The 24,491-nt window shown below is 65.8% G+C and carries 31 protein-coding genes and 1 tRNA gene; 12 read left to right on the top strand and 20 right to left on the bottom strand.

The annotated features are described in order from the left end of the window. The first annotated feature begins 166 nt into the window (after positions 1-166). From lexA to LXM88_RS13190, 3 genes are read left to right on the top strand one after another with little or no spacing between them, the layout of a single operon-like run. Positions 167-814, top strand: a complete 648-nt coding sequence (gene lexA / locus LXM88_RS13200) for a transcriptional repressor LexA (protein ID WP_047900600.1) — start codon at positions 167-169, stop codon at positions 812-814. A gap of 26 nt (positions 815-840) precedes the next feature. Next, positions 841-1,176 carry a hypothetical protein gene (locus LXM88_RS13195; RefSeq protein ID WP_262542749.1) on the top strand — a complete coding sequence of 112 codons (336 nt, stop codon included), beginning with the start codon at positions 841-843 and terminating at the stop codon, positions 1,174-1,176. Between the two features lie 29 nt (positions 1,177-1,205). Then, positions 1,206-1,922: a DUF2939 domain-containing protein gene (locus LXM88_RS13190; RefSeq protein WP_262542748.1), complete on the top strand. Its 717-nt coding sequence runs from the start codon at positions 1,206-1,208 to the stop codon at positions 1,920-1,922. Positions 1,923-2,009: 87 nt separating this feature from the next. Here LXM88_RS13190 and LXM88_RS13185 read toward each other — a convergent pair whose 3' ends face one another. Next, complete coding sequence (locus LXM88_RS13185; RefSeq protein ID WP_034184109.1) at positions 2,010-2,507, bottom strand: universal stress protein; 498 nt, start codon at positions 2,505-2,507, stop codon at positions 2,010-2,012. 331 nt (positions 2,508-2,838) lie between these two features. Between LXM88_RS13185 and nodI the strand changes: the two genes are divergently transcribed. After that, positions 2,839-3,753 (top strand): nodulation factor ABC transporter ATP-binding protein NodI, encoded by a 915-nt coding sequence (gene nodI, locus LXM88_RS13180; RefSeq protein WP_262542747.1) that lies wholly within the window; start codon positions 2,839-2,841, stop codon positions 3,751-3,753. 6 nt (positions 3,754-3,759) lie between these two features. Continuing rightward, positions 3,760-4,593: an ABC transporter permease gene (locus LXM88_RS13175; RefSeq protein ID WP_262542746.1), complete on the top strand. Its 834-nt coding sequence runs from the start codon at positions 3,760-3,762 to the stop codon at positions 4,591-4,593. Between the two features lie 35 nt (positions 4,594-4,628). Here LXM88_RS13175 and LXM88_RS13170 read toward each other — a convergent pair whose 3' ends face one another. The 4 genes from LXM88_RS13170 to LXM88_RS13155 form a co-directional block, all read right to left on the bottom strand. Further along, positions 4,629-5,051: a hypothetical protein gene (locus LXM88_RS13170; protein ID WP_262542745.1), complete on the bottom strand. Its 423-nt coding sequence runs from the start codon at positions 5,049-5,051 to the stop codon at positions 4,629-4,631. A gap of 101 nt (positions 5,052-5,152) precedes the next feature. Next, on the bottom strand, positions 5,153-6,211 hold the full coding sequence (locus tag LXM88_RS13165) for a permease (protein ID WP_262542744.1): 1,059 nt from the start codon (positions 6,209-6,211) through the stop codon (positions 5,153-5,155). Continuing rightward, on the bottom strand, positions 6,208-7,335 hold the full coding sequence (gene mnmH, locus LXM88_RS13160) for a tRNA 2-selenouridine(34) synthase MnmH (RefSeq protein ID WP_262542743.1): 1,128 nt from the start codon (positions 7,333-7,335) through the stop codon (positions 6,208-6,210). The genes LXM88_RS13165 and mnmH overlap by 4 nt, the downstream gene beginning before the upstream one ends. Positions 7,336-7,399: 64 nt before the next feature. After that, positions 7,400-8,353: a LysR family transcriptional regulator gene (locus LXM88_RS13155; protein WP_262542742.1), complete on the bottom strand. Its 954-nt coding sequence runs from the start codon at positions 8,351-8,353 to the stop codon at positions 7,400-7,402. Positions 8,354-8,518: 165 nt separating this feature from the next. Between LXM88_RS13155 and LXM88_RS13150 the strand changes: the two genes are divergently transcribed. After that, positions 8,519-9,940, top strand: a complete 1,422-nt coding sequence (locus LXM88_RS13150) for a M20 family metallopeptidase (protein ID WP_262542741.1) — start codon at positions 8,519-8,521, stop codon at positions 9,938-9,940. A 35-nt stretch (positions 9,941-9,975) separates the two neighbouring features. After that, a complete protein-coding gene (locus tag LXM88_RS13145; protein WP_262542740.1) occupies positions 9,976-11,262 on the top strand; it encodes an MFS transporter in 1,287 nt (428 codons plus the stop codon). Positions 11,263-11,339: 77 nt separating this feature from the next. Here LXM88_RS13145 and LXM88_RS13140 read toward each other — a convergent pair whose 3' ends face one another. Continuing rightward, positions 11,340-12,392 carry an NADP(H)-dependent aldo-keto reductase gene (locus LXM88_RS13140; protein ID WP_262542739.1) on the bottom strand — a complete coding sequence of 351 codons (1,053 nt, stop codon included), beginning with the start codon at positions 12,390-12,392 and terminating at the stop codon, positions 11,340-11,342. Between the two features lie 184 nt (positions 12,393-12,576). After that, on the bottom strand, positions 12,577-13,014 hold the full coding sequence (locus LXM88_RS13135) for a PaaI family thioesterase (protein WP_047900588.1): 438 nt from the start codon (positions 13,012-13,014) through the stop codon (positions 12,577-12,579). 176 nt (positions 13,015-13,190) lie between these two features. Between LXM88_RS13135 and LXM88_RS13130 the strand changes: the two genes are divergently transcribed. Both LXM88_RS13130 and LXM88_RS13125 read left to right on the top strand, forming a co-directional pair. Beyond that, positions 13,191-13,679 (top strand): winged helix-turn-helix transcriptional regulator, encoded by a 489-nt coding sequence (locus LXM88_RS13130; RefSeq protein ID WP_262542737.1) that lies wholly within the window; start codon positions 13,191-13,193, stop codon positions 13,677-13,679. 329 nt (positions 13,680-14,008) lie between these two features. Continuing rightward, positions 14,009-14,632, top strand: coding sequence for a phospholipase D family nuclease (locus LXM88_RS13125; protein WP_318654688.1), 624 nt, complete (start codon positions 14,009-14,011; stop codon positions 14,630-14,632). Positions 14,633-14,774: 142 nt separating this feature from the next. On the opposite strand, the gene LXM88_RS13120 is transcribed toward LXM88_RS13125, so the two are convergent. After that, complete coding sequence (locus LXM88_RS13120; protein ID WP_262542735.1) at positions 14,775-15,002, bottom strand: hypothetical protein; 228 nt, start codon at positions 15,000-15,002, stop codon at positions 14,775-14,777. 263 nt (positions 15,003-15,265) lie between these two features. Between LXM88_RS13120 and LXM88_RS13115 the strand changes: the two genes are divergently transcribed. Further along, positions 15,266-16,237, top strand: coding sequence for a GGDEF domain-containing protein (locus LXM88_RS13115; RefSeq protein WP_262542734.1), 972 nt, complete (start codon positions 15,266-15,268; stop codon positions 16,235-16,237). 65 nt (positions 16,238-16,302) lie between these two features. On the opposite strand, the gene LXM88_RS13110 is transcribed toward LXM88_RS13115, so the two are convergent. The 5 genes from LXM88_RS13110 to LXM88_RS13090 form a co-directional block, all read right to left on the bottom strand. Continuing rightward, positions 16,303-16,776, bottom strand: coding sequence for a VOC family protein (locus LXM88_RS13110; RefSeq protein WP_262542733.1), 474 nt, complete (start codon positions 16,774-16,776; stop codon positions 16,303-16,305). 165 nt (positions 16,777-16,941) lie between these two features. Further along, the gene (locus tag LXM88_RS13105; RefSeq protein ID WP_262542732.1) at positions 16,942-17,481 is read right to left on the bottom strand and encodes an aspartyl-tRNA synthetase; all 540 of its coding nucleotides are present in this window, start codon (positions 17,479-17,481) and stop codon (positions 16,942-16,944) included. A gap of 3 nt (positions 17,482-17,484) precedes the next feature. Continuing rightward, positions 17,485-17,661 carry a hypothetical protein gene (locus LXM88_RS13100; protein WP_262542731.1) on the bottom strand — a complete coding sequence of 59 codons (177 nt, stop codon included), beginning with the start codon at positions 17,659-17,661 and terminating at the stop codon, positions 17,485-17,487. Then, positions 17,652-17,891 carry a hypothetical protein gene (locus LXM88_RS13095; protein ID WP_262542730.1) on the bottom strand — a complete coding sequence of 80 codons (240 nt, stop codon included), beginning with the start codon at positions 17,889-17,891 and terminating at the stop codon, positions 17,652-17,654. The genes LXM88_RS13100 and LXM88_RS13095 overlap by 10 nt, the downstream gene beginning before the upstream one ends. Before the next feature lie 223 nt (positions 17,892-18,114). Continuing rightward, positions 18,115-18,423, bottom strand: coding sequence for a phosphatidylserine/phosphatidylglycerophosphate/cardiolipin synthase (locus LXM88_RS13090; RefSeq protein ID WP_262542729.1), 309 nt, complete (start codon positions 18,421-18,423; stop codon positions 18,115-18,117). A gap of 187 nt (positions 18,424-18,610) precedes the next feature. Here LXM88_RS13090 and LXM88_RS13085 point away from each other — a divergent pair, with 187 nt between their 5' ends. Beyond that, a complete protein-coding gene (locus LXM88_RS13085) occupies positions 18,611-19,354 on the top strand; it encodes a DUF695 domain-containing protein (RefSeq protein ID WP_262542728.1) in 744 nt (247 codons plus the stop codon). A 423-nt stretch (positions 19,355-19,777) separates the two neighbouring features. Here LXM88_RS13085 and LXM88_RS13080 read toward each other — a convergent pair whose 3' ends face one another. Next, positions 19,778-19,939 carry a hypothetical protein gene (locus tag LXM88_RS13080; protein WP_262542727.1) on the bottom strand — a complete coding sequence of 54 codons (162 nt, stop codon included), beginning with the start codon at positions 19,937-19,939 and terminating at the stop codon, positions 19,778-19,780. A 198-nt stretch (positions 19,940-20,137) separates the two neighbouring features. Next, entirely contained in the window at positions 20,138-20,536 is a 399-nt protein-coding gene (locus LXM88_RS13075) for a hypothetical protein (RefSeq protein ID WP_262542726.1), read from the bottom strand. A 313-nt stretch (positions 20,537-20,849) separates the two neighbouring features. On the opposite strand from LXM88_RS13075, the gene LXM88_RS13070 reads away from it, so the two are divergent. Then, the gene (locus tag LXM88_RS13070) at positions 20,850-21,314 is read left to right on the top strand and encodes a plasmid fertility inhibition factor family protein (RefSeq protein ID WP_262542725.1); all 465 of its coding nucleotides are present in this window, start codon (positions 20,850-20,852) and stop codon (positions 21,312-21,314) included. Between the two features lie 95 nt (positions 21,315-21,409). On the opposite strand, the gene LXM88_RS13065 is transcribed toward LXM88_RS13070, so the two are convergent. From LXM88_RS13065 to LXM88_RS13045, 5 genes are all read right to left on the bottom strand, one after another. Next, the gene (locus LXM88_RS13065) at positions 21,410-21,925 is read right to left on the bottom strand and encodes a GNAT family N-acetyltransferase (RefSeq protein WP_262542724.1); all 516 of its coding nucleotides are present in this window, start codon (positions 21,923-21,925) and stop codon (positions 21,410-21,412) included. 755 nt (positions 21,926-22,680) lie between these two features. Then, positions 22,681-22,756, bottom strand: a tRNA-His gene (locus LXM88_RS13060). Between the two features lie 56 nt (positions 22,757-22,812). After that, the gene (dusA, locus tag LXM88_RS13055; protein ID WP_262542839.1) at positions 22,813-23,799 is read right to left on the bottom strand and encodes a tRNA dihydrouridine(20/20a) synthase DusA; all 987 of its coding nucleotides are present in this window, start codon (positions 23,797-23,799) and stop codon (positions 22,813-22,815) included. Between the two features lie 130 nt (positions 23,800-23,929). Then, a complete protein-coding gene (locus tag LXM88_RS13050; protein WP_262542723.1) occupies positions 23,930-24,175 on the bottom strand; it encodes a hypothetical protein in 246 nt (81 codons plus the stop codon). 55 nt (positions 24,176-24,230) lie between these two features. Next, positions 24,231-24,428 (bottom strand): hypothetical protein, encoded by a 198-nt coding sequence (locus tag LXM88_RS13045; RefSeq protein ID WP_262542722.1) that lies wholly within the window; start codon positions 24,426-24,428, stop codon positions 24,231-24,233. Positions 24,429-24,491: the final 63 nt, after the last annotated feature.

Here is a 24,491-nt window from a genome sequence, read left to right as displayed (position 1 = left end):
AAGTGCTAACGCATACGGGATGGACGGTTGCGGCAGATGAACCGGCGTCCGGACGTCGCGAAATCGCGTCGGAACCGGCGTGATCGCGTCGAACCTCAAGTAACGCTTGAAATTCGCGAAGTACTGTATAAAAATACAGCTCACTGTCTATCCATACAGTTGAGCCATGACCAAACTCACCGCCCGTCAGCAACAAGTGTTCGACTTGATCCGTCGCGCGATCGAGCGCTCCGGATTCCCGCCCACCCGCGCCGAGATCGCGGCCGAACTGGGCTTCAGCTCGCCGAATGCGGCCGAGGAGCACTTGCGCGCACTGGCGCGCAAGGGCGTGATCGAGCTGGCCGCCGGCGCATCGCGCGGCATCCGCCTGCTCGGCCTCGAAGATTCCCCGCACCAGTTCACGTTGCCGCACGCCGGCCTGATGCAACTGTCGCTGCCGCTCGTCGGCCGCGTCGCGGCCGGTAGCCCGATCCTCGCGCAGGAGCACATCTCGCAGCATTACGCGTGCGATCCCGCGCTGTTCTCCAGCAAGCCCGATTACCTGCTGAAGGTGCGCGGCCTGTCGATGCGCGACGCCGGCATTCTCGACGGCGACCTCCTCGCCGTGCAGAAGCGCACGGAAGCGAAGGACGGCCAGATCATCGTCGCGCGTCTCGGCGACGACGTCACGGTCAAGCGCCTGATGCGCCGGCCGGGCGGTCTCGAGCTGATCGCCGAGAACCCCGATTACGAAAACATCTTCGTCAAGGCCGGCAGCGCGGAATTCGCGCTGGAAGGCATCGCCGTCGGGCTGATCCGCTCGGGCGAACTCTGACATTCCGTCTCGCTCAGGAGAACATCATGGAACGCCTTGCCCGCCTGCTGCCTTTCCGTCAATTCGGTCGCCTGCGTCATCTGCGCGGCCGCACGCCTTGCGCACCGCTGTCCGCGGCAGCGCCTGTGCAAGAAGAAGTCGCAGTCGAACGGCAGGCGTCCCTGCTGCCATCGGCGCTCCCCGCTTTCGCGCGGGTATCGCTGAACGCCGGCCTGAATCATGCGGAACCCGCGCGCCGCGCGCCGGTGCGCGTCTATCACGGCCGGTCGCGCCTGATCATGGTCGGCACGATCGATGCCGTGTGCCGGATGATCGATCACTGCATCGCGGAGGAACGATCGGCCGCGCAAGGCGGTCTCTGATTGCGGAGCATTCCCGCACCGGAGGCAACGTGACTGGATCCTCGGGCCGCAACCGGCGGCTCAAGCCCTTGCTGATCGTCGTGCTGGCCGTCGCCGTCATTGCGGCGATCGGCTACGCATACGCATCGCCGTACGTCGCGCTCGGTCGCCTGAAATCGGCGATCGATGCACGCGATGCGCAGGCCATCAGTGAATATGTCGATTTTCCGTCGCTGCGCATCAGCCTGAAGCAGCAGGTCACGGAAGAGTTGATGCGCCGGATCGACGCGGTGAAGAAAGACAATCCGTTCGCGGTGATCGGTGCGCTGATCGGATCCGCGCTGATCGGCCCGCTGGTCGATGCGTACGCGACCCCGGAGGGCGTGGCCGCGCTGATGAGCGGATTGCCGCCGCGCGGCAATCCGGGCGAGCGTCCGCCCGAATGGTCGAAGCTGCCGCAAGGCAATGCGCCTGGCAGCGCACCGGCCGCACCACCCGCCAATCCGGCTCCGGCGAGCGCAGCCGTTCCAGGCAGCAACGCAGCCGTCGCGGCTGCGTCATCGCCGGCACCGGCCGCTGCCGCACCGGCCAGCGCGAACGATGCAACGCACACGCCGCATCAGCAGCAAACCAGCGCCGGTTACCGGAATGTCGACGATTTCGTCGTGACCTACCAGCGCAGCGCCGACGGCACGCGCTATGCGGCGATATTCCACCGCTTCGGCCTGTTCTCGTGGAAGCTGTCCGCGATCGACCTGCATGCGTAGCCGGCCGCGGTCGACGCCCGCGCCGCTGATACGGCGCGGCGCCTGACCGGCGCGCATCGCCGGTCAGGCCGTCATTGCGCCATCAGATCATTTGCCGCTCGCCGTGGCCGCTTCACGCTCGCGCGCGATTTCGGCCTTCTGCTCTTCCGCCGACGAACATGCAACCAGAATGCTGCAGTTCACGCGATCGAGCAGTTGCGTATTGCCCGACCCCATCCACCATCTCGACAGCCCGCTGCGGCACCGATGGCCGACGACGACGAGGTCGACCTTCAGCTCCGACGCGAGATTCGCGATTTCGTCGATCGGGTAACCGAACGCAAAATGGCCTTCGGCCTGCACGCCGCGCTCGCGCAGCCAGTTCACGCCTTCCTGCAGGATTTCACGCGCGGTTTCCTCGAAGCGGCCGCACGCGACATCGGTCAGCAGACCCGCGCTTTGCGCGATGCTCGAGCGCATGTCGACGACCGACAGCAAGTGCGTTTCGGCCTTCAGGTCCATTGCCAGATTGGCGCCGCAACGCAGTGCCTTGCGCCCTTCGAGCGAGCCGTCGTAACACAGCAAAATCTTGTTGTAGCTAGCCATGAAACCTCCCTATCGCGACAACGAGCCTACGCATTCATCATGGTGCGCCGCAATTCAGGACGCAAGGGATGGAAAACGCTGATTCGCCCCGCTCGGCGCGTGCGCGATGATGCGGTGCACGATCGGTGCGCACATGCATCGCATCGTGCAGGCATGCGCTGAAGAGACGCAACCGATGCACTAGAATGGCCCGTTCGTACCCCAGCGGGTCGTGACGCGCCGGCGTCGTGCGCTTCGGTCATGCTCATGTGACACGCATTCGCGCGGTCCGTTCGCCAACCGGCCACGCATCGGGCTGCAGAACGCGCCCGCTTACAACGACAACATGCCCATGTCCGTCGCACCAATCGATCTCCGCAACGTCGAAAAGCGCTATGGCGACAAGCTCGTCGTCAACGGCCTGTCGTTCAACGTGCAGGCCGGCGAATGCTACGGCCTGCTCGGGCCGAACGGCGCCGGCAAGACCACCACGCTGAAGATGCTGCTCGGCCTCGCGTATCCCGATGCGGGCACCATTTCGCTGTGCGGCGAACCGGTTCCATCGCGTGCGCGGCTTGCGCGCCAGCGCGTCGGTGTCGTCCCGCAGTTCGACAATCTCGACCCCGACTTCACCGTGCGCGAGAACCTGCTCGTGTTCAGTCGCTATTTCGGGATGTCGGCGCAGGCTGCGCGCGCGCTCGTGCAGCCGCTGCTCGAATTCGCGAAGCTCGAAAACAAGGCCGATGCGAAGGTCGGCGAGCTGTCGGGCGGCATGAAGCGCCGCCTCACGCTCGCCCGTGCGCTCGTCAACGATCCCGACGTGCTGGTGCTCGACGAGCCGACGACCGGCCTCGATCCGCAAGCACGGCATCTGATGTGGGAACGGCTGCGTTCGCTGCTCGCGCGCGGCAAGACGATCCTGATCACCACGCATTTCATGGAAGAAGCCGAACGTCTGTGCGACCGCCTGTGCGTCATCGAGGAAGGCCGGAAGATCGCCGAAGGCGCGCCGCACGCGCTGATCGAATCGGAGATCGGCTGCGACGTGATCGAGATCTACGGGCCCGACCCGGCCGCGCTGCGCGACGAGTTGTCGGCGTTCGCGAAGCACACCGAGATCAGCGGCGAGACGCTGTTCTGCTACGTGACCGACCCGGAGCCGCTCCGCGCGCGGATCAAGGGTCGTACGGGGTTGCGCTATCTGCATCGCCCGGCCAATCTGGAGGATGTGTTCCTGCGGCTCACGGGCCGCGAAATGCAGGACTGATCGATCATGGATGTCCGCAACTATTCCACCGCCGCACCTTCGGCACCGCCGCGCGAGTCACGCTTCGCGATCGCGATGCCGGCGAACGCAACCAACTGGGTCGCCGTGTGGCGGCGCAACTATCTCGTCTGGCGCAAGCTCGCGCTCGCGTCGATGTTCGGCAATCTTGCCGATCCGATGATCTATCTGTTCGGGCTCGGTTTCGGGCTGGGCCTGATGCTCGGCCATGTCGACGGCGTGTCGTATATCGCGTTCCTCGCGGCCGGCACGGTCGGGTCGAGCGTGATGATGTCCGCGAGCTTCGAATCGATGTATTCGGGCTTCTCGCGGATGCACGTGCAGCGCACCTGGGAGGCGATCATGCATACGCCGCTCGCGCTCGGCGACATCGTGCTCGGCGAGATTGTCTGGGGGGCCAGCAAGGCGATGCTGTCGGGTGTCGCGATCATGCTCGTCGCGGGCGCGCTCGGCTATGCGCAGTTTCCGTCGATGCTCGTGGTGCTGCCCGTGATCGCGCTCGCGGGCCTCGCGTTCGCCAGCGTCGCGATGATCGTCACGGCGCTCGCGCCGTCCTACGATTTCTTCATGTTCTATCAGACGCTCGTGCTGACGCCGATGCTGCTGCTGTCGGGCGTGTTCTTCCCGATCACGCAGTTGCCGCCGGTCGCGCAGCACGCCGCGCATGCGCTGCCGCTCGCGAACGCGGTCGAACTGATCCGGCCCGCGATGCTCGGCCGGCCGGCGACGGACGTCGCGTTGCACGTTGCGGTGCTCGCCGGCTACGCGATCGGCGGATTCCTGCTGTCCGCGTGGCTGTTCCGGCGGCGGATGATGCGCTGACGGCCGGCGCGCACGGCGCCGGCTTCATGACGACGTTACTCGTCGTCGTCGCTCCACGGAATCTCGACGTCGGTCAGGAACGCGACGGTCGCGAGCGGGCCGCCTTCCTGGCGGCCGAGCTTGCCGTCCGCGCGATGCCATTCGACGCGGAACTGCGTGCCCGGATCGTCGGCGACCAGATAGACCGAGCGCAGCTCTTCCTTGTCGGCATCATCCACCGGGCCGTCGAACGACACCAGCATCTTCTGCGGCCACAGGCCGTTGACGGGATCGTAAATGCGGTCGCCCTGCGGAATGTCGATGCTGGCGTCGACGCCGATCGTTGCAGAGGCCTCGATGATCATCGTGCCGAGCGCGCTCAGCACGGCAGTCGCCCGCGCGGAATTGGCCTGGCGGATCGCGAGATCGCCGCGCGTCAGCGCCTTTTCGAGTCGAGGATGGATCTTCGGTTGGGTCATGCGTTTTCCTGTTTGCTTCTTGTAAAGGGCGCCGCACGCGTGAAGCCGCGGCGCCGGATGAATATGACGATTGCGCCCGCCCGGCGCACCGCTCGCGCGTGTCAGAACCCGAACGCGACCGCGAGCAAGCCGCTCACGATCCCGAACACGACGACGAGCGTCGCGACGATCGCCAGCATGTACGGCTTGAACGAACGCGCGAGCATCGCGAGCGACGGCACGCTGATCGGCGGCAGCGTCAGCAGCAGCGCGGCGGCCGGGCCGACGCCCATGCCGAGCGACAGCATCGCCTGGATGATCGGCACCTCGCCGGCCGTCGGAATCACGAACAACATGCCCGCGACGGCGAACGCGACGATCCAGCCGAGATGATTGCCGATGTCCGGGCCGATATGCGGGAACAGCCATGCACGCGCCGCGCCGAGCAGCAGCACGAGCACGATGTATTCGGGCACGAGCCGCACGGCCATGCGCGCAAGCAGCTTCATCCAGCGGACGAACGGGTTGCCGGCCGCGGCCTGCTCGGCCGCCAGCGCGGCGAGCTGCGCGTCGCCGATGCTGCGATCTTCAGGGCGAGCAATGCGGTTCAGCAGATAGCCGATCCCGAACACCATTGCGATGCCGAGCACGAGGCGCAGCGCGCTCCAGTGCCAGCCGAGCACGAAGCCCATGAAAACCAGCGCCGCCGGGTTCAGCACGGTGTTGCCGAGCCAGAACGCGACCGCGCCGCCCGGCGACGCATGGCGTGCACGCAGCCCCGCGACGACCGGCGCCGCGCAGCACGTGCACATCATCCCGGGCAGCGACAGCAGGCCGCCCGCGGCGACGCTGCCGAAGCCCGTGCGACCGAGCACGCGTGCGACCCAGTGCGCCGGCAGCAGCGCCTGCACGGCCGAACCGAGCAGCAGGCCCAGTACCATCGCCTGCCAGATCGCCTTGCCGTACGCCCATGCGTAGTCGAGCGCGGCCTTCAGCGACGGCTCGGGCGCAGCCGCCGACGTACCCATCAGGATCGACTGGCCGATCGAATGGTGCTCGGCGGCAACGAACGCCTTGTTGTAGTACGGAAACCATTTCACATAGAACAGTCCCGCGACCGCGATCAGCAGGAAAGTCATCCAGCCGAGGGCCGGATTGGGTTGGGTGCGTGTGGTCGTCATCGTGTGGTCGTGGTTTGATCTTTATCGGTTGCAGCTCCCGCGCCCGCCGCAAGCGCGGCCGATGCGGGCAGCCCGGCCTGCGCAAGCTCGGCCAGCAACATGCGCGCCTGGTCGCGCGCGTCGGCCGCGTTGGGCCGGAACGCGAACGTCAGCACCCGGTTCGGCTTGTCGTACGCCGCGCGGTAGGTGCGCGCATAGGCGGGATCGTAATGCTTGTCGATCAGCGTGGTGAACAGTTCGGCCCGTGCGTTCGCATCGATCAATGCTTTCCAGCTCGTCACCTCTTCGCGGCTGTGCAGCCCGATCAGCCGATGGAGCTGCGCCTTGAACGCTGCCGGGTCGTCGAACAGGTGGCCGTAGTCGTCGAGCAGGAACGCGATGCGCTCGTCGTGCGCCGCTTCGACCTGCACCCACGGCCCCGCGTGAAACGCTTCGACCAGCGCGATCGGCAACTGGACGAGCCCGATCCTGCGGCTTTCCGATTCGACGAATACCGGCCATTCGGGGTCGAAACGTCCGAGCGTTTCGACGAGCCCCGAATCGAACCCCTTCTGCGATGGCTGCCGTGTGCCCGGCAGCGCGCCGAGCAGCGAGCCGCGATGGCACGCGAGCGCCTCGAGGTCGAGCGTCTGCGCACCCGTTTCGTGCAGCGCGTTCAGCAGGCGCGTCTTGCCGCAGCCCGTGTGGCCGACGAGCGCGATATAGCGAAAGCGCGTCGGCAGCGTGTCGAGCGTCGCGCACACCGAGTGGCGATACGCCTTGTAGCCGCCGTCGAGCTGACGCGCCTGCCAGCCGATCAGGTTGAACCAGGCCGTCATCGAGCCGGAGCGCTTGCCGCCGCGCCAGCAGTAGATCAGCGGCCGCCAGTTGCGCGGACGGTCGGCGAACGTGGTATCGAGATGGCGCGCGATGTTGCGCGCGACGATCGCCGCGCCGACGCGGGTCGCCTCGTACGGCGACACCTGCCGGTACATCGTGCCGACGAGCACGCGCTCCTCGTTGCTGAGCACGGGCGCGTTCAGCGCGCCGGGAATATGGTCCTCGGCGAACTCGAGCGGCGTGCGCACGTCGATGATCTCGTCGAACTCGCCGGCGCGATCGAGGGTGACAATCAGGTTCTTCAATTTGGCGTCGAACAGGGGCGATGCGGCTCGGTGAGCCGCATGGGCGCGGAAGGCGGATTGGCGATTATCTCACGGGCCGGCGTCTCGGGCCGCGCGCGGAAGCCGGCGGCGACGATGCGACCTGCATCGCGTCGATCAGATGATCGCGAAACGCCCGTACCGACGCGGGCAGATCGCGCCCCGCCATCGTCTGCACCTGGATGCTGCGCTCGCGCAGCTGCGGGTTCGTCACGGGCACGACGACGAAGCCGTCCGCATCGCAGCGGTCGCGTACCGACAGCAGCCCCGTGAACATCACCGCGCCCGTGCGCCGCGCGTAGCCGTACATCGCCGCCGTGTTGTTGCTCGTCAGTTCGGGCTCGAGCAGCAGCCCGTCGAGCGCACACGCGATGTCGATCAACTGGCGCACCGTCGTGCCGGCCTCGGGCAGCACGTGCGGATGCCGCGCGACATCGGCGAGCGACACCCCGTCACGCGTCGCGAGCGGATGGTCGCGCCGCACCAGCGCGAAGATCGGCGCGCGCTCGGTGTGCTCGACGCGCACGCCCTTCTCCGGCGCGAGGCTGAAGGTCAGCGCGATGTCCACGTCGCCGTCGCGCACGCGCCGCGTCGCGTCCGCGGGCGACACGACCCACACGGAAAAATCGACGCCCGGATGGCGCGCCTTGAAGCCCGCGAGCGCGCCGGGCAGGAAATCGATCGCGAACCCCTCCGAGCACGCGATCTTCAGCAGGCTGCCGTGCAGCGCGTCGAGCCCGCCGATGTCCTTCATCACGTGCTCGGCCTCCAGCAGGCTGCGCTGCGCGAACGCCAGCAGCCGCTCGCCGGCCTCCGACAGCGCCATCCCGCGCGGCCGTCGCTCGAACAGCGGCGCACCGAGCTCGCTCTCGAGCTTCGCGATCTGGCGGCTGATCGCCGACACGGCCACGTGCAGCCGCGCGGACGCGTCGCTGATCGAGCCGGTGCGCGCCACCTCGACGAAATACCGCAACGCCAGGCCATGCAGGAAAGCCGCCATCACTCTGTCTCCGTGCCGTTCCCGGCCGCACTGCTTTGCCTTTTCGGCAAAGAAAGGTTCGAAATTCGATCATTGTGACAAAAAAAACGGCTTCCTAGAATCGATCGCACTTCACGCTGCACGCGCGATCCGCGCACGCCGCCCGCCCGATAGAGGAGACCCGACTTGAGCCGTACCGCCGCCATCCAGCACGCGCTGAACCAGTTCGAATCCGGTGCGTTCTTCACGACCCTGAGCCGCCGCGTCGGCCTGCGCACCGAAAGCCAGGAACGCGGCACCGAAGCCGCGCTGCGCGCCTACCTGACCGACGAGATCGCGCCCGAGGCCGCCCGCCTCGGCTTCACGTCGCGGATCGTCGACAATCCCGTCGACGGCGGCGGCCCGTTCCTGCTCGCGTCGCGCCACGAAGACGACGCGCTGCCGACCGTGCTGATCTACGGCCACGGCGACGTCGTGCGCGGCTACGACGCGCAGTGGCGCGCACCGCTGTCGCCGTGGACGCTGACGGCCGACGGCGATCGCTGGTACGGCCGCGGCAGCGCCGACAACAAGGGCCAGCACACGATCAACCTGGCCGCGCTGGCGAGCGTGCTCGACGCGCGCGGCGGCCGGCTCGGCTTCAATGCGAAGCTGCTGATCGAGATGGGCGAGGAAACGGGCTCCCCGGGCCTCGACGCACTGTGCCGCCAGGAGCGCGACGCGCTTGCGGCCGACGTGCTGATCGCGTCCGACGGCCCGCGTATCGCGGCCGCACGCCCGACCGTGTTCCTCGGCTCGCGCGGCTCGGTCAATTTCAAACTGAGCCTGCGCGCCCGCGACGGCGCGCACCACTCCGGCAACTGGGGCGGGCTGCTGCGCAATCCGGCGATCGTGCTCGCGCATGCGCTCGCGAGCCTCGTCGACGCGCGCGGCGCGATTCGCGTCGCGGGGCTGCGCCCGCCGCCGATCCCGTCCGCCGTGCGCACCGCACTCGCGGATCTTTCCGTCGGCGGCGGCCCCGGCGATCCGGCGCTCGACGCCGACTGGGGCGAGCCCGGCCTGTCCGCGGCCGAGCGCGTGTTCGGCTGGAACACGTTCGAAATCCTCGCGTTCAAGGCCGGCAACCCCGAACACCCCGTCAATGCAATCCCGCCCGTCGCGTATGCGCACTGCCAGTTGCGCTTCGTCGTCGGCACCGACTGGCAAGCGCTGCACGCGCACCTGCGCGCGCACCTCGATGCGCACGGTTTCGGCGACATCGACATCGACATCGAACGCGGCGCCCCGGCGACGCGCGTGCCGCCGGACGATCCGTGGGTCCGCTGGGCCGTCGCGTCGCTTGCGCGGACCACCGGCAAGAAGCCCGCGATCCTGCCGAATCTCGGCGGCACGCTGCCGAACGAAGTGTTCGCCGACACGCTCGGGCTGCCGACGCTGTGGGTGCCGCACTCGTACCCGGCCTGCTCGCAGCACGCGCCCGACGAGCACCTGCTCGCGAGCGTCGTCAGCGAGGGGCTGCAGATGATGGCCGGCCTCTTCTGGGATCTCGGCGACGATGCGCCGCCCTTTCGCCGCGCGGCATCCGCCGCGGCCGGCGCCGCCCTGTAACGCGCTTCGCCCCTTTCACGGGACCTGCACACACGATGAATACGACCACCCTGACCTCGCAGGACGCCGCCCGCCCCAGCGCCGCGAAAATCCGGCGCATCATCTTCGCGGCATCGATCGGCAACGCGCTCGAATGGTTCGACCTGATCGTCTACGGCTTCTTCGCGGTGACGATCGCCAAGCTGTTCTTCCCCGCGACGAGCGAAGCGACGTCGCTGATGCTGACGCTCGGCACGTTCGGGCTGTCGTACCTGATCCGGCCAATCGGTGGTTTCGTGCTCGGTGCGTACGCGGACCGCGCGGGCCGCAAGGCGTCGCTGCTGCTGTCGATCGCGATGATGATGGCCGGCACGCTGCTGATCGCGCTGATGCCGACCTATGCATCGATCGGCGTTCTCGCGCCGCTCGGGATCATGCTGTCGCGGCTGATGCAGGGCTTTTCCGCCGGCGGCGAATTCGCGAGCTCGACCGCGTTCCTCGTCGAGCATGCGCCGCAGCGGCGCGGTTTCATGTCGAGCTGGCAGTTCGCGAGCCAGGGCCTCGCGACGCTGCTCGCATCGGGCTTCGGCGCGCTGCTGACCACCACGCTGACACCCGCGCAACTCGAAAGCTGGGGCTGGCGCGTGCCGTTCCTGTTCGGTCTCGCGATCGGCCCGGTCGGGCTGTATATCCGTCGTTATGTCGACGAAGGCGTCGAGTTCAAGACGCAGGCCCGCTCCGAAGCGCCGGTGCGCGAGCTGTTCGCGGACCAGAAATTGCGGCTGCTGCTGTCGGTCGGCGCGCTCGTGATCTCGACCGCGATCAACTACATGATCCTGTACATGCCGACCTATGCGATCAAGCAGCTCGGGCTGCCCGCGTCGACGGGCTTCGCGGCGACGCTCGCGACCGGCTTCGTGCTGACGCTCGTCACGCCGGTCGTCGGCCATCTGTCCGATCGCACCGGGCGGATCCGCATGATGGCGGTTGCGGCCGTCGTGATGCTCGTCACCGTGTGGCCGACGTTCGCGTGGCTCACGCGCCACGCGTCGTTCGCGACGATGCTCGCCGCGCTGGTCTGGATCGGTGCACTGAAGGCGACGTACTGTGGCGCGCTGCCGGCGCTGATGGCCGAGCTGTTTCCGCCGCAGACGCGCGCGACGGGCCTCGCGGTCAGCTACAACACCGGCGTCACGCTGTTCGGCGGTTTTGCGCCGTTCGTCATCACCTGGCTGATCAGCACGACCGGCAACCGGCTGTCGCCGGCGCTCTACCTGATGGGCTGCGCGCTGCTGAGCCTCGCCGCGCTGTTCGTCGCGCGCACTCGGCTCAAGATGCGGTAACGCAACCGCCGACGGCGCAGCATTGCGCCGCCGATGCGGCCCGTCGCGGCATCGCTGCCGCGCGGGCCGCACGCCGTTTACGGCGCCGGGTTCGGCTGCAGTTCGTGCAGCGCGTCGATCTCGGCGAGGATCTCGTCGGACAGCTTCACGTCGATGCTGCCGATGTTCTCCTTCAGCTGTTCGATCGACGTCGCACCGACCAGGTTGCTGCGCACGAACGGCCGGCTGTTGACGAACGCCAGCGCAAGCTGCGCGGGCGACAGCCCGTGACGCTGAGCGAGCGCGACGTAACGCGACGTCGCCTCGACGGCCTGCGGCTTGCTGTAGCGCTGGAAGCGCTCGAACAGCGTGATGCGCGCGCCGGCCGGGCGTGCGCCGTTCTCGTACTTGCCGGACAGCCAGCCGAATGCGAGCGGCGAGTACGCGAGCAGGCCGACGCCGTCGCGATGCGTGAATTCCGACAGCCCGTTCTCGAACGTGCGGTTCAGCAGGCTGTACGGATTCTGGATGCTTGCGATGCGCGGCAGCCCGAGCTTCTCGGCCGCGCGCAGGAACTGCGCGACGCCCCACGGCGTTTCGTTCGACACGCCGATCGCGCGCACCTTGCCGGCTTTCACGAATTCCGCGAGCACGCCGAGGGTTTCCTCGATCGGCACCGTGTACGCGTCGTCAACCCACGGATACGAGGGACGGCCGAACGTCGTCGTGCTGCGATCGGGCCAGTGCAGCTGGTAGAGATCGACGTAGTCGGTCTGCAGCCGCTTGAGGCTGCCGTCGAGCGCCTCGGTCAGGTTCTTGCGGTCGAACTGGTTGCCTTCGCCGCGAATATGGCGCGGGTTGTGCGGCTGCCGCGCAGGGCCCGCGATCTTCGTCGCGAGCACGATCCGGTCGCGCTGCGCGCGATGCTGCGCGAGCCAGGTGCCGATGTACTGCTCGGTGCGCCCCTGCGTGTCCGGCTTCGGCGGCACCGGATACATCTCCGCGGCATCGATCAGCGTCACGCCCTGCGCGATCGCGTAGTCGATCTGCTCGTGCGCGTCGCGCTCCGAATTCTGTTCGCCCCACGTCATCGTGCCAAGACCGACCAGGCTGACCTCGATGCCCGAATCGCCGAGTGTGCGGTATTCCATGTTGTTCCTGTCGCGTCGATGGAAAGCAGGAACGCTATCACATTGAAGCGACCGCTTCAGACGTGTGCCGCCGACGCTTACAGGTGGCCTTCGGCGCTGCCTTCGATGCTCGAGCGACGGCGTTGCAACCTGCATCGCCGGTACGCGGCATCCTCCCGCACCCGGCCCCGCTTGCCACGGTTCGTTACTGCGGCCGCTGAATGAAGCAGGTCGCCGACGCATGCGCGACGATCTTGTCGTCCGGCGTCTTCAGCGTGCCCTCCGCGACGCCCAGCGAACGCGACAGGTGAATCACGCGCCCTTCCGCAATCAGGTCGACATCGCGCGGCACCGGCCGCAGCATCTTCACATGCAGATCGACCGTGCCATAGCCGACACCCGCGTCGAGCATCGAATGCACCGCGCAACCCGTGACCGAATCGAGCACCGTCGCGGCGAACCCGCCATGCACGCCGCCCAGCGGATTCAGGTGCCGGCCGTCCGCCCGCGCCGAAAACTTCACGTAGCCGAGTTCGACATCCAGCGGACGCATCGGGATCGTCTCGGAAATCGACGCAAGCGGCACATCGCCCACCGCCGCGGCACGCAGCAGATCGAGACCAGACAGGGAAAGCGGATTCATCGGGTTGTCTCCGGGTTGAAAGCGCGTCGCCGCGCGAGTAAGTTCTAAATTGGAACTTATTATCGTCAGCGATGCCGGCCGTTGTCAACGCAGCCGCGCCCGTTGTTACCGAAGGCGGGTTCTATAATCGAACCCGCTATTTCGCTGAACCGCCGCAAGACGCAAGAGACTCGACGATGAAATGGGATGACATCGGCACGCTGAACTGTTCGGTCGCGCGCACGCTCGCCGTGCTCGGCGACCGCTGGACCATGCTGATCCTGCGCAACGCGTTCCTCGGCTGCCGCCGCTTCGACGCGTTCCAGGCCCAACTTGGCCTCACGCGCCATGTGCTGGCCGAACGTCTCGCGCGGCTCGTCGACGAAGGTGTGCTGGTCAAGCGCGCGTATCAGGAGCGCCCGCCGCGTTTCGAATACCGGTTGACGGAAAAAGGCCGCGACCTGTACCCGGCGCTGCTTGCGCTGATGGCATGGGGCGACCGCTGGAAGGACGACGGCCAGGGGCCGCCGGTGCAATTGCGCCACCGTACCTGCGGCCAGCTGATGCATGCGGTGACCGTGTGCTCGGCCTGCGGCGAACCGCTCGACGCTCGCGACGTGCATCCGGAGCCTGGCCCCGGATGGATCGCGCCCGACGAAGCCGGGGCGCATGCGGCCAAGGATTGACGCGCGGTGCGCGCATGACTGCCTGACGCACAAGCACCACTTGTTGCACGCTTGTCTCTATCACGGGGCACACCGAACCCGCTCGACTGCACTCGCACATTGCTTGCACGCCGATATCCCTCGGCAGCACACGCAATCGCACACCGTCATCAGCAGCATCCATCGATCGACCTGATCGCACATGCGGATGCCACGAACGCAACTTTGCGTCATCGCCTCCGCTGCCGACGATCATCGCGCAGGCAATCCATTCGCATCCGCACGTGACTGCGCCGCCTCGTCTGCGTTACACTCGCGGCCCGCTGTCTCGAAATTATTCGCTGTCCAAGATGTTGTCGCGCAATCGCCTCGCCGCTGCCTGCCTCGCCGCTTCCCTGCTCGCCACACCGTTCGCCGCCTTCGGCAAGACGCAAAGTGAATCGCTGATCCAGCAGGCGATCGACTTCGTGTCGCGATGGCTGCCGGCGCCTACCCACGAAGCACCCGCGACACAGGTTGTCGAATCGGCGTTCTCGCCCGATGGCGGCGCCGAGGCACTCGTGCTGAAAGCGATCGGCGCCGCGCGCAACTCGATTCGCGTGGCCGCGTATTCGTTCACGTCGCCACCCGTCACGCGCGCGCTACTCGCCGCCAAGCGACGCGGCGTCAACGTCGCCGTGGTGGTCGACGACAAGGGCAACCGTGCGAAGAGCAGCAAGCAGGCGCTGAACCTGCTCGTCAACGCCGGCATCCCGACGCGCACGATCGACGCGTATGCGATCCATCACGACAAGTACCTCGTGATCGACGCCGAACACGTCGAGACCGGTTCGTTCAACTACAGCGCGTCGGCGGCCAGCCGCAATTCGGAAAACGTCGTCGTGGTGTGGAACAATCCGCAACTCGCGTCACGCTACCTCACGCACTGGCAAAGCCGCTTCGACCAGGGCACGCCGTACCGCTCCAGCTACTGACGCTCGCCGCGCACCGCTCCCCCTTTCGCATTCGATCCGCTGCATGACCGATGATCGTCGAGCGTGGCGTGCGCATCAATTCGGCCGAATGGCCTGCATGCTGTCGAGCACATCGCACGACACGCGCGACGTTCCGACCTGCTCAATGGATTTCAGGCGCCCGCCCGATCGCCGCACCGACTTGCGTGGTCGGCGCACAGCGGTTCGCGTGCCCGTCCACGCCGCTTGCCGACGACGTCGACACGCCGTGGTCGCCGCCCGGCAACGCGTTGCGCACGCAATCCGTGCTGAAGGCCAATGTGTTCTGAACCATCGGGTAAATGAGATACAGCGCAAACGCGAGATACCCCGCGTACAGAATTCGAACCATGGTGCGATGGGATGCGGTGAACGATTGGACTCGTCGTGTTTACGGCACCGCGGTGCGCACCTTGAGGCATCGCGCAGCCGATTCCGCATCGGGACGCAACGCAGCCTGATGGCGCCCGCTACTCGCCGCATCCTCATCGATTCCGGCGGCCGCTAAAACGCCCGTCACCGGAACTGCGGCTTGGCGATACACCGAATAATGCGCATACTGTCCGACATACGATCCGATGACCGGCCCTGCAGCCGGGACAAGAGACAAGGCCCATGCAAATCGCACCGAAACCTGCCGACGAGGCGGCCCGGCTCGATACCCTTCATTCGCTCTCGATCCTCGACACCCCGCCCGAAGAGCGCTTCGATCGCCTGACGCGTCTCGCGCGCCGGCTGTTCGACGTCCCGATCGCACTCGTCAGCCTCGTCGACGAGAATCGCCAGTGGTTCAAGAGCCATGCGGGCATCGACGCCACGCAGACTTCGCGCGACGTGTCGTTCTGCGCGCACGCGCTGCTCGCGGGCGACACGATGGTGATCCAGGACGCGCTGAACGACAGCCGCTTCCACGACAACCCGCTCGTCACCGGCACGCCCGGCATCCGCTTCTACGCCGGCCGGCCGCTTGCAGCGCCGAACGGCGCGCCTATCGGCACGCTGTGCCTGATCGACACGCGGCCGCGTTCGCTCGAACCCGACGAACTCGCGCTGCTCGGCGATCTCGCCCACATGACCGAACGCGAGATCGCCGCGCTGCATTTCGCGACCACCGACGAACTCACGCAACTGACGAACCGGCGCGGCTTCGAGACCCTCGCCCGTCACGTGCTGAGCCTGTGCGATCGCCTCGGTCGTCATGCCGTGCTGCTGTTCTTCGACCTGAACGATTTCAAGGCGATCAACGACCGTTTCGGCCATGCCGAAGGCGACCGTGCGCTCAAGACCTTCGCCGATACGCTGACGGGCGCGCTGCGCGACAGCGACGTGATCGCCCGGCTCGGCGGCGACGAGTTCGTCGTGCTGCTGAGCGCCACCGATCCGGCCGACGTCGCCGAGCCGGTCGAACGCGTGACGGAAGCGCTGGCGTTGCGCAACGCAGCCGACGCGCGCGGCTACGCGATCCGGTTCAGCGTCGGCCACGTCGACTACGATCCCGTGCGCCATCACGTCGTCGCCGACCTGCTCGCATCGGCCGATCGCCGGATGTACGAGCACAAGCAGCGCGGCAAGACGATCGGCACATAATCGCGGAAAAACGGGCGCGTGCGGATGCCGCCGCGCCGCCGCTCAACCGCGGTTGCGCGGTTGCGTCAGCTTCCGCACGGCGGTGCGCTGGCCATTGCCTCCGCGATCTGCTCGGGCGTCAAGTCGCGCTGATGCGTCGCGAGCGACCAGCGATGCCCGAACGGATCCTCGACCTGCCCGTAGCGATCGCCCCAGAACATGTCGGCGGCCGGCATCGTGACCGTCGCGCCGGCCGCGACCGCCTTCGCGATTGCCGCATCCGTATCCGGCACGTACAGGTGCAGGCACACGGACGTACCTTTCAGCGCCTTCGGCCCGAGCGCGCCGTGCTCTGGCATTTCGTCCACCAGCATCAGTGTCGAATCGCCAATCACGAGGCACGCGTGCGCGAGCCTGCCGTCGGGCATCGCCAGGCGAAACTGTTCGCTCGCATTGAATGCACGCTTGTAGAAGTCGATCGCTGCGGTTGCACCGGCGCAGATCAGGTGCGGCGTCAGCGTGCGCATCCCTTCCGGGATCGGTTTGACGGACGTGGACATGGGTGTCGCTCCTTCAGTCGGTTGTCGTATCGGGAATCGGGACGGACGCGCGATGCGCACGCCTCCGATGCTACGACGGACGAACCCGACGGAAATCGACACGGCGCCCGACATTTTTTGTTTTCCTGCGTGCCGGGTCGCTCGGGCCGTGCTCATCGGGCGCGATCAGCCCGTGCCGTCGGCCCGGTCGCCCTGCCCGCCGAACTGCCGGCGGCACGCTTCCAGCAACCCGGCTACCGCGTCGAGCGGAAGATCGGCGAACCGCGCGATCGGCAGCATCACGCCGCCCGGCACCTTGGTGCGCGACGAATGCGCGGAGAACTGATAACCGATGTAACGATTTCCGGCCACGCTGATGATCCGGAACTCGGTGACGTCGCGCCATTGCGTGACAGGTTTTTCGCGCGCGGCGCCGATCAGCCTGAAACCCGTTTCGTCGATCTGCAGCGCCATCCTGCGTCGCGACGAGACAAAGAACGCGGCACCCGCCAGCGCCAGCAGCACGGCCAGCGCCGCAACGGGCCAGAGCGTCGGGTCGGCCGCATAACCGCCGATGCTCGCCGCGGCCAGCACCGCGCAGACGATTGCCCTTCTTTTCAGGCTCCCGCCGTCGACCGCCAGCGTAACCGGCAACTCGCCGATGACCGTGCGCGCATCGGGATCGACGTGCAAGCCGGAATCGTTGGTTTCGCGTGCGTCGTTCATCGTTCAATTGCCCCGGGAATTGCCGCGCGTGTCGACCGCTTGCCGCGCATCACGCACCGACCATGAGCGGCTTGTCGAACGGAAATGGCTGAAGGTTGCGAAGGCGTGCATCGACACGCGGCCACCGTCGTCGTGTTCACGCTGAACGGGCGCCGTTCGGGCGGCGTCGGTCAGTTGCACACCTCGACGCCGCCGTTGGTCGTGCATTGACCGACCGCCCAGTGACTCTGTCCCGCCAGGTTCGGTGCCACGCCGACGCCGCTGATCGGCGCGACCGGCGACGACGCCGGAACGGTTACCGACGCGCTCTCGGGCGACGGGAGCGCGGGCGCCGGCTCGGGTGCGCTCTGGCAGGCAACAAGCGCCAGACAAAGCGCGGATGCCGACAATGCGATGACAGGTCTGGACATGATCTCTTGCGCGCTTGCGCCGATCTCGCCGTTCGCTTCCGGTACCGGCCCGTCGCACGATGCGCGGCCCCTCGAACCGTTCGGCGCTGTCGGCGCGATCGGTCATGCAGCTTGGTGGTAGTCCGATACTACTCCTCGCGATCGACGTTGTGCGAGCGGCCTGCCGGCCACGTGTCGCCGCCGATGCTGCAACGAACGCTACCGGCCGCGCGCGCCGATCCGGTCAGATCTGCGGAAGATCCCGCAACGTGCGCGACTCGCTCGTCGCATCGATGTCGAGCTCGATGCCTTCCGACGCATCGCGATACAGCACGCGTTTCAGCCTGGGCCCGACCGCGGTACCGTCCGACTCCGAGAAGATCGCACGGACATCGTTACCGGACGCGAGTGCGCGCGCCACTTCCGCCACCGGCGCCTCGCTCGGGCTCGCCGCCCACGACCGGTCGGCCGGATTCACGGCCGCCCAGCGCACGTGGGTTACGCGCGCGCTGAGCGGATCGATTCGCACACCATTCACCGCAAACATCGACATCGGATTCTCCTTCGAATTTTCGGTGGCCCGCTGCTGCGCAAGCGCGCCGGGTCACGGGCAGCCGCGAATCCAGCATCCATTCCCGCACGGCCCGCCATCATGCGCGCTTCTCCGGCAAACGCGATTTTCGATGATACATTGGGACGCTTTGCAACCGTCAACAGACGATCGTGTACGGGAGAAACACATGACCGACGCCTGGGGAACCTTCCCTGCCAGAATGGGCGACCATCAGGCTTTCATCAGCTTCAACCACAGCTTTGCGGAAATCGCGGAAGGCGATCCGCGCACGTCGCTGCTCAGCGTGCGCGTTCCGTTCGCGCATCCGACGCCTGAAGGCCTGCCGACCGGCGACGAATTCGCCGACCTAGCGAAGATCGAGGATCTGCTGGACGCCACGATCACCGCGAAAGGCGGCGTGCAGGTCGGCCGCATCACCGTCGACGGCAACCGGGATTTCCTCTTTTACGTGCCGTTCGACGAAGAGGCCGCAGCCGAACTCGTCGACTCGCTGGCCGAACAGACGACCTACGCACTTCAGTACGCCCACCAGGACGATCCGGACAAGGAAGCGTACTGGCAGACCCTTTACCCGACCGACGACGACTGGCAGATCATGCGCGACATGCGCGTGCTGGATACGCTGCGGCAGAAAGGCGATGCCAGCGACGTGAGCCGGCGCGTGATGCACTGGGCGTACTTCCAGGACCCGAGCGATGCACACCAGTTCGCGGACTGGGCCGAAGCGAAAGGCTATCCGGTCGAATCGGTCGCGCCGACCGAAGACGGCAAGTCGGCCGTACGGTTTTCGCACGAAGGCACGATGGCGTTGGCCGACATCACGCGCCATACGATCGCGATCAATCGCGAGGTGCGTTCGCTCGGCGGTGAATACGACGGATGGGAAACCAGCGTCGAACAGGCTGGCTGAGCGGATCGACATGCCCGCTGCGCACGACGTGATGCGATGCATTCGGCGCAAAAAACATCCCGGCAGCGCGGCTGCACGCCGCCGGGACCAAGGCATCGCCGGCCGAAACCGGCGATGGGCCCGAGGGTTCGCTCAGGCACGAGGAAAGCGATTCGTGCGGATCAGGCGAACGGATGCAGGAATGCGCGTGGTGCAATTGCGCAGCCTGCCGAACGCCTGTCCGGTTCCGCCGACGCAACTCTGCGGCGTCGGTCGGTCAAAAAGCCCCCGCTCCTGCGCGAGCGAGCGGGGAAACGGTTGACCGGGCCGGGGAAGAACGGTCAACCGGCCAGATTGTGATCGCGGGTCGCGTGACGGTCTGTGCGGCAACTCACCCTTTGGTGACAACGTGGCCGCATCAGGCAGGCCGCGTGCCGCCTCGCATCACGGTCCGAGCGCGACACCCACGGACGGCGCGAGCATCACCACGATGACGGGCAACAGCACCGCTACCCCGATCATCATCACGCAATCGGCTGCGCGCGTGACGGACGTCGCGAGCACGCGAACGGCCTTGCCCGCCGTCAGCAGCGTTATTCTTTTCATGTTTGGTGTTCTATTTTGTTTTTGTTCAGGCGGATGTATTCAGAGCCGGCCCAGTTTCCGGTAAGTCGCGGGTGATGTCAAAGCAGGATTATTCTATTTTTTCTAATTATTTGATTTCGGCTTAATTTTCCGTACGAAGTTCGTGAAACCAAGTTTCGCGAATGCAATAACCTGCGTCAGGGAACCCCGGTCTTTTCATCAGGGCGTACCACTGGAAAACCAGTCGACGACCATATCGATCCAGTCGACATCGCTGACGATTTCAATGACGGTTTCGCCGACTATTTCGGCAGTCGACGGGTCGGTCGTCGCCGCCCCTACCGAGGCAACCGCACTTGCCTTCGCAATTTCGGCCGACGCGCCGGACCTCGGATCGGCAAGCCGCTCCAGCCAGTCGACGATATGTGCGCGCGCATCCTCTTCGTCGGCGAAGTCGTTCCGCTCGAGAAAGCGGTCGAACACAATCCACGCGAGCGTCTTGCTTCGCGAATCGGATTCCAGTTTCCAGTCGACAACGCCTGTCCGGCCGGACTCCCTGGTTTCGAGCGTCGCTGTGAAACAGTAATCGAGATATTCGATTTCAAGTTTCGACGGCATGGTTTTCTCCGGTCAATCTGCCCTCTTTGTTCTTTTGACGATCCGCGCCTGCCCGGCTTCGCGACGCTGCATGAAGCTTGCATGAATTCCGCGCCGCGCGCCCTTTCCGCTGGCAGTATCGCGATATCCCCGCAACCTGTCGATATCGATCACCGACGCATGACAGCATCCGCTTCGCCGAACGTTTCTTCTGCGCTTCCGGTTCCGCTGTGAATCGTTCCGCCTCCCTATTCCAGGTATCGATTTGCTCCGCTGTTGCAATCGCGCTGCTAAACTCCGGCCACGAAGACCGCTTGCGCCACCAAAGGAAATAATGACGCTCGCCCGCGCACAACAGAATGGCGTAGATGTCTGGATTATCCAGCTTCCCGGGCACGCCCCCTATGCCTATACGCACCTCAAGCGGGTATTCGCGTCCGACGACTCGAGACATCGGGTCGTGACGATCGACCTGAAGAAATTGCTGACCTGCGCCGACCGCGACACGACCGACTACGTGCTGCCGTCCGTTCAGTACTGGGCGCCCGGAAAAGCCGCGGGCATTCGCGAATTCCTCGACCCCGACCAGGACCGGATTCCGGACATGCCGTTCATCACGTTTCGCGAGACGAGAACGAGAACACTGCTCGGCATCCCCGGCCTGTCGAAAGTCGGTGTCGCGTCGTTTCGCAACGGCCAGCATCGTGCGCGCTATCTTGCCTATGCAGGCGCGACAACGATACCCGTCGAGATCCATGAGACAGAGGCCGATTTGCTTGTGCGGTATTGCGGCGAGTAACGACGGAACACGTTCCGCTTCCGCCCGGCGTGACATCGTAGCGGCCGGAAGCGACGGCCTGTCGCGAGATCGTTGGTCCGGATACCCGCAAGCCTTCAGGCCTGTATCGCATAGATCCGATCGGTAACCTCCGTCTGGCCAATCCGGCTCGTTTCGATACCGGCCAATTGCCAGCCGTTGTGCTCATAGAAGCCGATCGCACGGACGTTGCCTTCCAGCACCTGCAGATGGACCTTGCCCGCGCCGATCGTCCGGGCCCACGCGCGAACGGCTTCGATCATGCGTTTGCCCGTGCCGCTGCCGTGATGCGAAGGATGGACGTGCAGGCAGTCGAGCAGCACGCCGAGCGACGGGTCGACAGGGCGTTCTGCACTCACGAAGCCGACGGGCTCGTCATTCGACTCGGCGATCAGCACGAGGCCCCACGCGTCTTGATTGCGGTCGAGATACTTCCGCCACCGGATCGCGTGCTCCGTCGGCACCTCGTCGGTCAGATAGGCCGCCGGAAGGATATGGCTGTATGCGGTTTGCCAACTCAGGGTGTGCAGGCGAGCGATGAGGTGCGCGTCGTGCGTCGTCGCGGCACGGAGCGTGGTCGGGGTTTCCGGCATGAGTTGGTGACTCCTTCTGCTGACTCTCTTGATCGGAATGTCTCGTCGCAAAATATACCGTTCCTTGCGGGATGCGAAGTTCGCCACGGACCCGATGCAGTAGTGCGGAGTGAGTGCGATGTCGCCGTCGACGCAATCGCATCAATGCGCATCCGTCGAACTCGGCGACGAAGTCGCATGTTGTGACGGCTCGCCGTCTGGACATCGGCGGGCAGGCAAAAAAAATCCCGGCACCTTCACTGGTCGCCGGGATCGAACGGCCCTGCAAAGCGCGAGGGCACGAGGAAAGCGATACATTACACGAATGTAAGACTGTTGCGCTTTGTCGGTTCGTGCCAACGTCCTGCTGTATTCCGCCAGATTTTCGGTTTCCGTCGCCGTAAACGAAAAAAGCCTGCTCGCGCGAAACGCGAGCAGGCAAGAAAACGGATCAGCATTCGAGGCACGAGGGCTGTCCAGGGAAGATAACGGCACGCCGCGCGCGAACCTTAGCCGGGAATGACATATCGCACGCGGATTGGATTGGTGTGTTGTCAACGAAACGCCAAGGAAAGACGACGCACATAGGGTCCTGTGCCCGTTGACGTTTTTGCGATCCGCGCCGACGACGGCACGGACACGAAAAAAGGCGGTGCTCTACGCCCTACAACCCCTCGTCGAAGATGCTTTGACGACAACCGGCTACACGGTGGTTATACGGACGCCAGAAAACAAAAAGCCCAGTTCGATGAACTGGGCTTTTTGCTTGAATTTGTTGGGGTGGCTGATGGGACTCGAACCCACGACGACAGGAATCACAATCCTGGACTCTACCAACTGAGCTACAGCCACCACTGATACTGCTTTCTGCTCTTCGCTGCTTTTGTTTCAGCAGCGAAGAAGCAAGATTATACGAAGTCTTTTGAATCTTGCAAAGCCTTTTTTTCAAAAAATTCTTCGGCTTCGTTCAGATGCGCGCGCGCCTCGTCGAACACGGCCAGATCGCCGCGCGCGAGCTTCTTGTTGTCGGACAGCACGCGACGCCAGCCGCGTGCGCCGGGCATGCCGCGATACAGGCCGAGCGCATGCCGCACGATCGCACCGAGATAGGTCCCGCGCTTCAGCTCGGCCGCGCAGTATTCGATCAGTTGCGCTTCCGCTTCTTCGCGCGTCGGCACCGCGCCCGTCGAGCCGTAGAAGCGCGTATCGACCTCCGCAAGCACGTACGGATTGTGATACGCCTCGCGGCCGAGCATTACGCCATCGACATGTTCGAGATGCTGCGCGACTTCGTCGAGCGTCTTGATGCCGCCGTTGATGACGATCTCCAGCGACGGAAAATCGCGCTTCAACTGATACGCATAGTCGTACTTGAGCGGCGGGATCTCGCGATTCTCCTTCGGCGACAGCCCCTTCAGGATCGCGTTGCGCGCATGCACGACGAACGTTTGGCAGCCGGCCTCGGCCACCGTGCCGACGAAGTCGCGCACGAACGCGTAGTCTTCCACTGCATCGACACCGATCCGGTGCTTGACCGTGACCGGCACCGACACCGCATCGCGCATCGCCTTCACGCAGTCGGCGACGAGCTGCGGCTCGTTCATCAGGCACGCGCCGAACGCGCCGCGCTGCACACGCTCGGACGGACATCCGCAGTTCAGGTTGATTTCGTCGTAGCCCCACTGCTCGCCGAGCTTCGCGGCGCGCGCGAGATCGTCGCGTTCGCTGCCGCCGAGCTGCAGCGCGACCGGCGATTCGTTCGGCGTGAACGCGAGATGCCGCTGGGCACCGCCGAACAGCAGCGCACCCGTCGTGATCATCTCCGTATACAGCCACGTATCGCGCGTCAGCGTACGGTGGAACGACCGGCAATGGCGGTCGGTCCAGTCGAGCATGGGCGCGACGGATACGCGGCGGGGAGGAAGCGAGGACGGTACGGACATGGAATTCGGGCAACAGGCCAGGCGGCGCGGAAACAACCGAGCATTTTACCGCAACATGGGCCATACCTGCCCGGCAGCCCCGCTACTCGTCGCCCAGCTCCGCATCGACCGCCCGCCGCGCCTCGTCGAGCACGCGCTCGATCACGCGCCGTTCGGTCAGCAGCAACCCGTCGACCTTGACGAGCCGCCAGTCGATCCGCACCGCATCGCCCTGCAGCACGCGGTAGTGCGCATGCTCGCCGTCCCAGACCTGCTCGGTCTTCACCTCGATCTCGAAGCCGCGGTACGGCTCGCTGAAATCGCCGAGGTCGCTGCCTCTCGGTTCCATCGCACGCTCCGTGGCGACACGGCGCCAGGCCGCCCGTGCAGCCGGCGCCGTGCGCTCAATCGTATTCGTCGGATAAAAAGGCTTTGCCATCGGCAGTCAGGTCGACCCGGTCGGCCGCCGCCTGATAGATCAGCCCCTCGTTCAGCAACGCATAGACGACGTCGTCGAACGCAGCGGGAACCGGCCGGCTGTCGCCGAACTGGTCGATCCATTTCAGCGCCTCGATGGCTTCAGGGGAAAGGATGGGGGTCATGCATTGGCCTCCGGCGTCGGTGTCGTACCATCCTAGCACTTCGTCCGGACGCCGAATACCGAG

The sequence above is a fragment of the Burkholderia sp. S-53 genome, from assembly GCF_025560745.1.
In the GTDB taxonomy this organism is placed as follows: Bacteria; Pseudomonadota; Gammaproteobacteria; order Burkholderiales; family Burkholderiaceae; genus Burkholderia; species Burkholderia pyrrocinia.
Note: the sequence above shows the minus strand (reverse complement) of the source record. Positions and strands in the feature narration are given on the sequence as shown.

Excerpts from the sequence above, each read along its gene's own strand:
- lexA (WP_047900600.1), top strand. The coding sequence starts at position 167 with ATGACCAAACTCACCGCCCGTCAGCAACAAGTGTTCGACTTGATCCGT.
- LXM88_RS13195 (WP_262542749.1), top strand. The coding sequence starts at position 841 with ATGGAACGCCTTGCCCGCCTGCTGCCTTTCCGTCAATTCGGTCGCCTG.
- LXM88_RS13185 (WP_034184109.1), bottom strand. The coding sequence starts at position 2,507 with ATGGCTAGCTACAACAAGATTTTGCTGTGTTACGACGGCTCGCTCGAA.
- nodI (WP_262542747.1), top strand. The coding sequence starts at position 2,839 with ATGTCCGTCGCACCAATCGATCTCCGCAACGTCGAAAAGCGCTATGGC.
- LXM88_RS13175 (WP_262542746.1), top strand. The coding sequence starts at position 3,760 with ATGGATGTCCGCAACTATTCCACCGCCGCACCTTCGGCACCGCCGCGC.
- LXM88_RS13170 (WP_262542745.1), bottom strand. The coding sequence starts at position 5,051 with ATGACCCAACCGAAGATCCATCCTCGACTCGAAAAGGCGCTGACGCGC.
- LXM88_RS13165 (WP_262542744.1), bottom strand. The coding sequence starts at position 6,211 with ATGACGACCACACGCACCCAACCCAATCCGGCCCTCGGCTGGATGACT.
- LXM88_RS13155 (WP_262542742.1), bottom strand. The coding sequence starts at position 8,353 with ATGGCGGCTTTCCTGCATGGCCTGGCGTTGCGGTATTTCGTCGAGGTG.
- LXM88_RS13145 (WP_262542740.1), top strand. The coding sequence starts at position 9,976 with ATGAATACGACCACCCTGACCTCGCAGGACGCCGCCCGCCCCAGCGCC.
- LXM88_RS13140 (WP_262542739.1), bottom strand. The coding sequence starts at position 12,392 with ATGGAATACCGCACACTCGGCGATTCGGGCATCGAGGTCAGCCTGGTC.
- LXM88_RS13135 (WP_047900588.1), bottom strand. The coding sequence starts at position 13,014 with ATGAATCCGCTTTCCCTGTCTGGTCTCGATCTGCTGCGTGCCGCGGCG.
- LXM88_RS13130 (WP_262542737.1), top strand. The coding sequence starts at position 13,191 with ATGAAATGGGATGACATCGGCACGCTGAACTGTTCGGTCGCGCGCACG.
- LXM88_RS13125 (WP_318654688.1), top strand. The coding sequence starts at position 14,009 with ATGTTGTCGCGCAATCGCCTCGCCGCTGCCTGCCTCGCCGCTTCCCTG.
- LXM88_RS13120 (WP_262542735.1), bottom strand. The coding sequence starts at position 15,002 with ATGGTTCGAATTCTGTACGCGGGGTATCTCGCGTTTGCGCTGTATCTC.
- LXM88_RS13115 (WP_262542734.1), top strand. The coding sequence starts at position 15,266 with ATGCAAATCGCACCGAAACCTGCCGACGAGGCGGCCCGGCTCGATACC.
- LXM88_RS13110 (WP_262542733.1), bottom strand. The coding sequence starts at position 16,776 with ATGTCCACGTCCGTCAAACCGATCCCGGAAGGGATGCGCACGCTGACG.
- LXM88_RS13105 (WP_262542732.1), bottom strand. The coding sequence starts at position 17,481 with ATGAACGACGCACGCGAAACCAACGATTCCGGCTTGCACGTCGATCCC.
- LXM88_RS13095 (WP_262542730.1), bottom strand. The coding sequence starts at position 17,891 with ATGTCCAGACCTGTCATCGCATTGTCGGCATCCGCGCTTTGTCTGGCG.
- LXM88_RS13090 (WP_262542729.1), bottom strand. The coding sequence starts at position 18,423 with ATGTCGATGTTTGCGGTGAATGGTGTGCGAATCGATCCGCTCAGCGCG.
- LXM88_RS13085 (WP_262542728.1), top strand. The coding sequence starts at position 18,611 with ATGACCGACGCCTGGGGAACCTTCCCTGCCAGAATGGGCGACCATCAG.
- LXM88_RS13080 (WP_262542727.1), bottom strand. The coding sequence starts at position 19,939 with ATGAAAAGAATAACGCTGCTGACGGCGGGCAAGGCCGTTCGCGTGCTC.
- LXM88_RS13075 (WP_262542726.1), bottom strand. The coding sequence starts at position 20,536 with ATGCCGTCGAAACTTGAAATCGAATATCTCGATTACTGTTTCACAGCG.
- LXM88_RS13070 (WP_262542725.1), top strand. The coding sequence starts at position 20,850 with ATGACGCTCGCCCGCGCACAACAGAATGGCGTAGATGTCTGGATTATC.
- LXM88_RS13065 (WP_262542724.1), bottom strand. The coding sequence starts at position 21,925 with ATGCCGGAAACCCCGACCACGCTCCGTGCCGCGACGACGCACGACGCG.
- dusA (WP_262542839.1), bottom strand. The coding sequence starts at position 23,799 with ATGCTCGACTGGACCGACCGCCATTGCCGGTCGTTCCACCGTACGCTG.
- LXM88_RS13050 (WP_262542723.1), bottom strand. The coding sequence starts at position 24,175 with ATGGAACCGAGAGGCAGCGACCTCGGCGATTTCAGCGAGCCGTACCGC.
- LXM88_RS13045 (WP_262542722.1), bottom strand. The coding sequence starts at position 24,428 with ATGACCCCCATCCTTTCCCCTGAAGCCATCGAGGCGCTGAAATGGATC.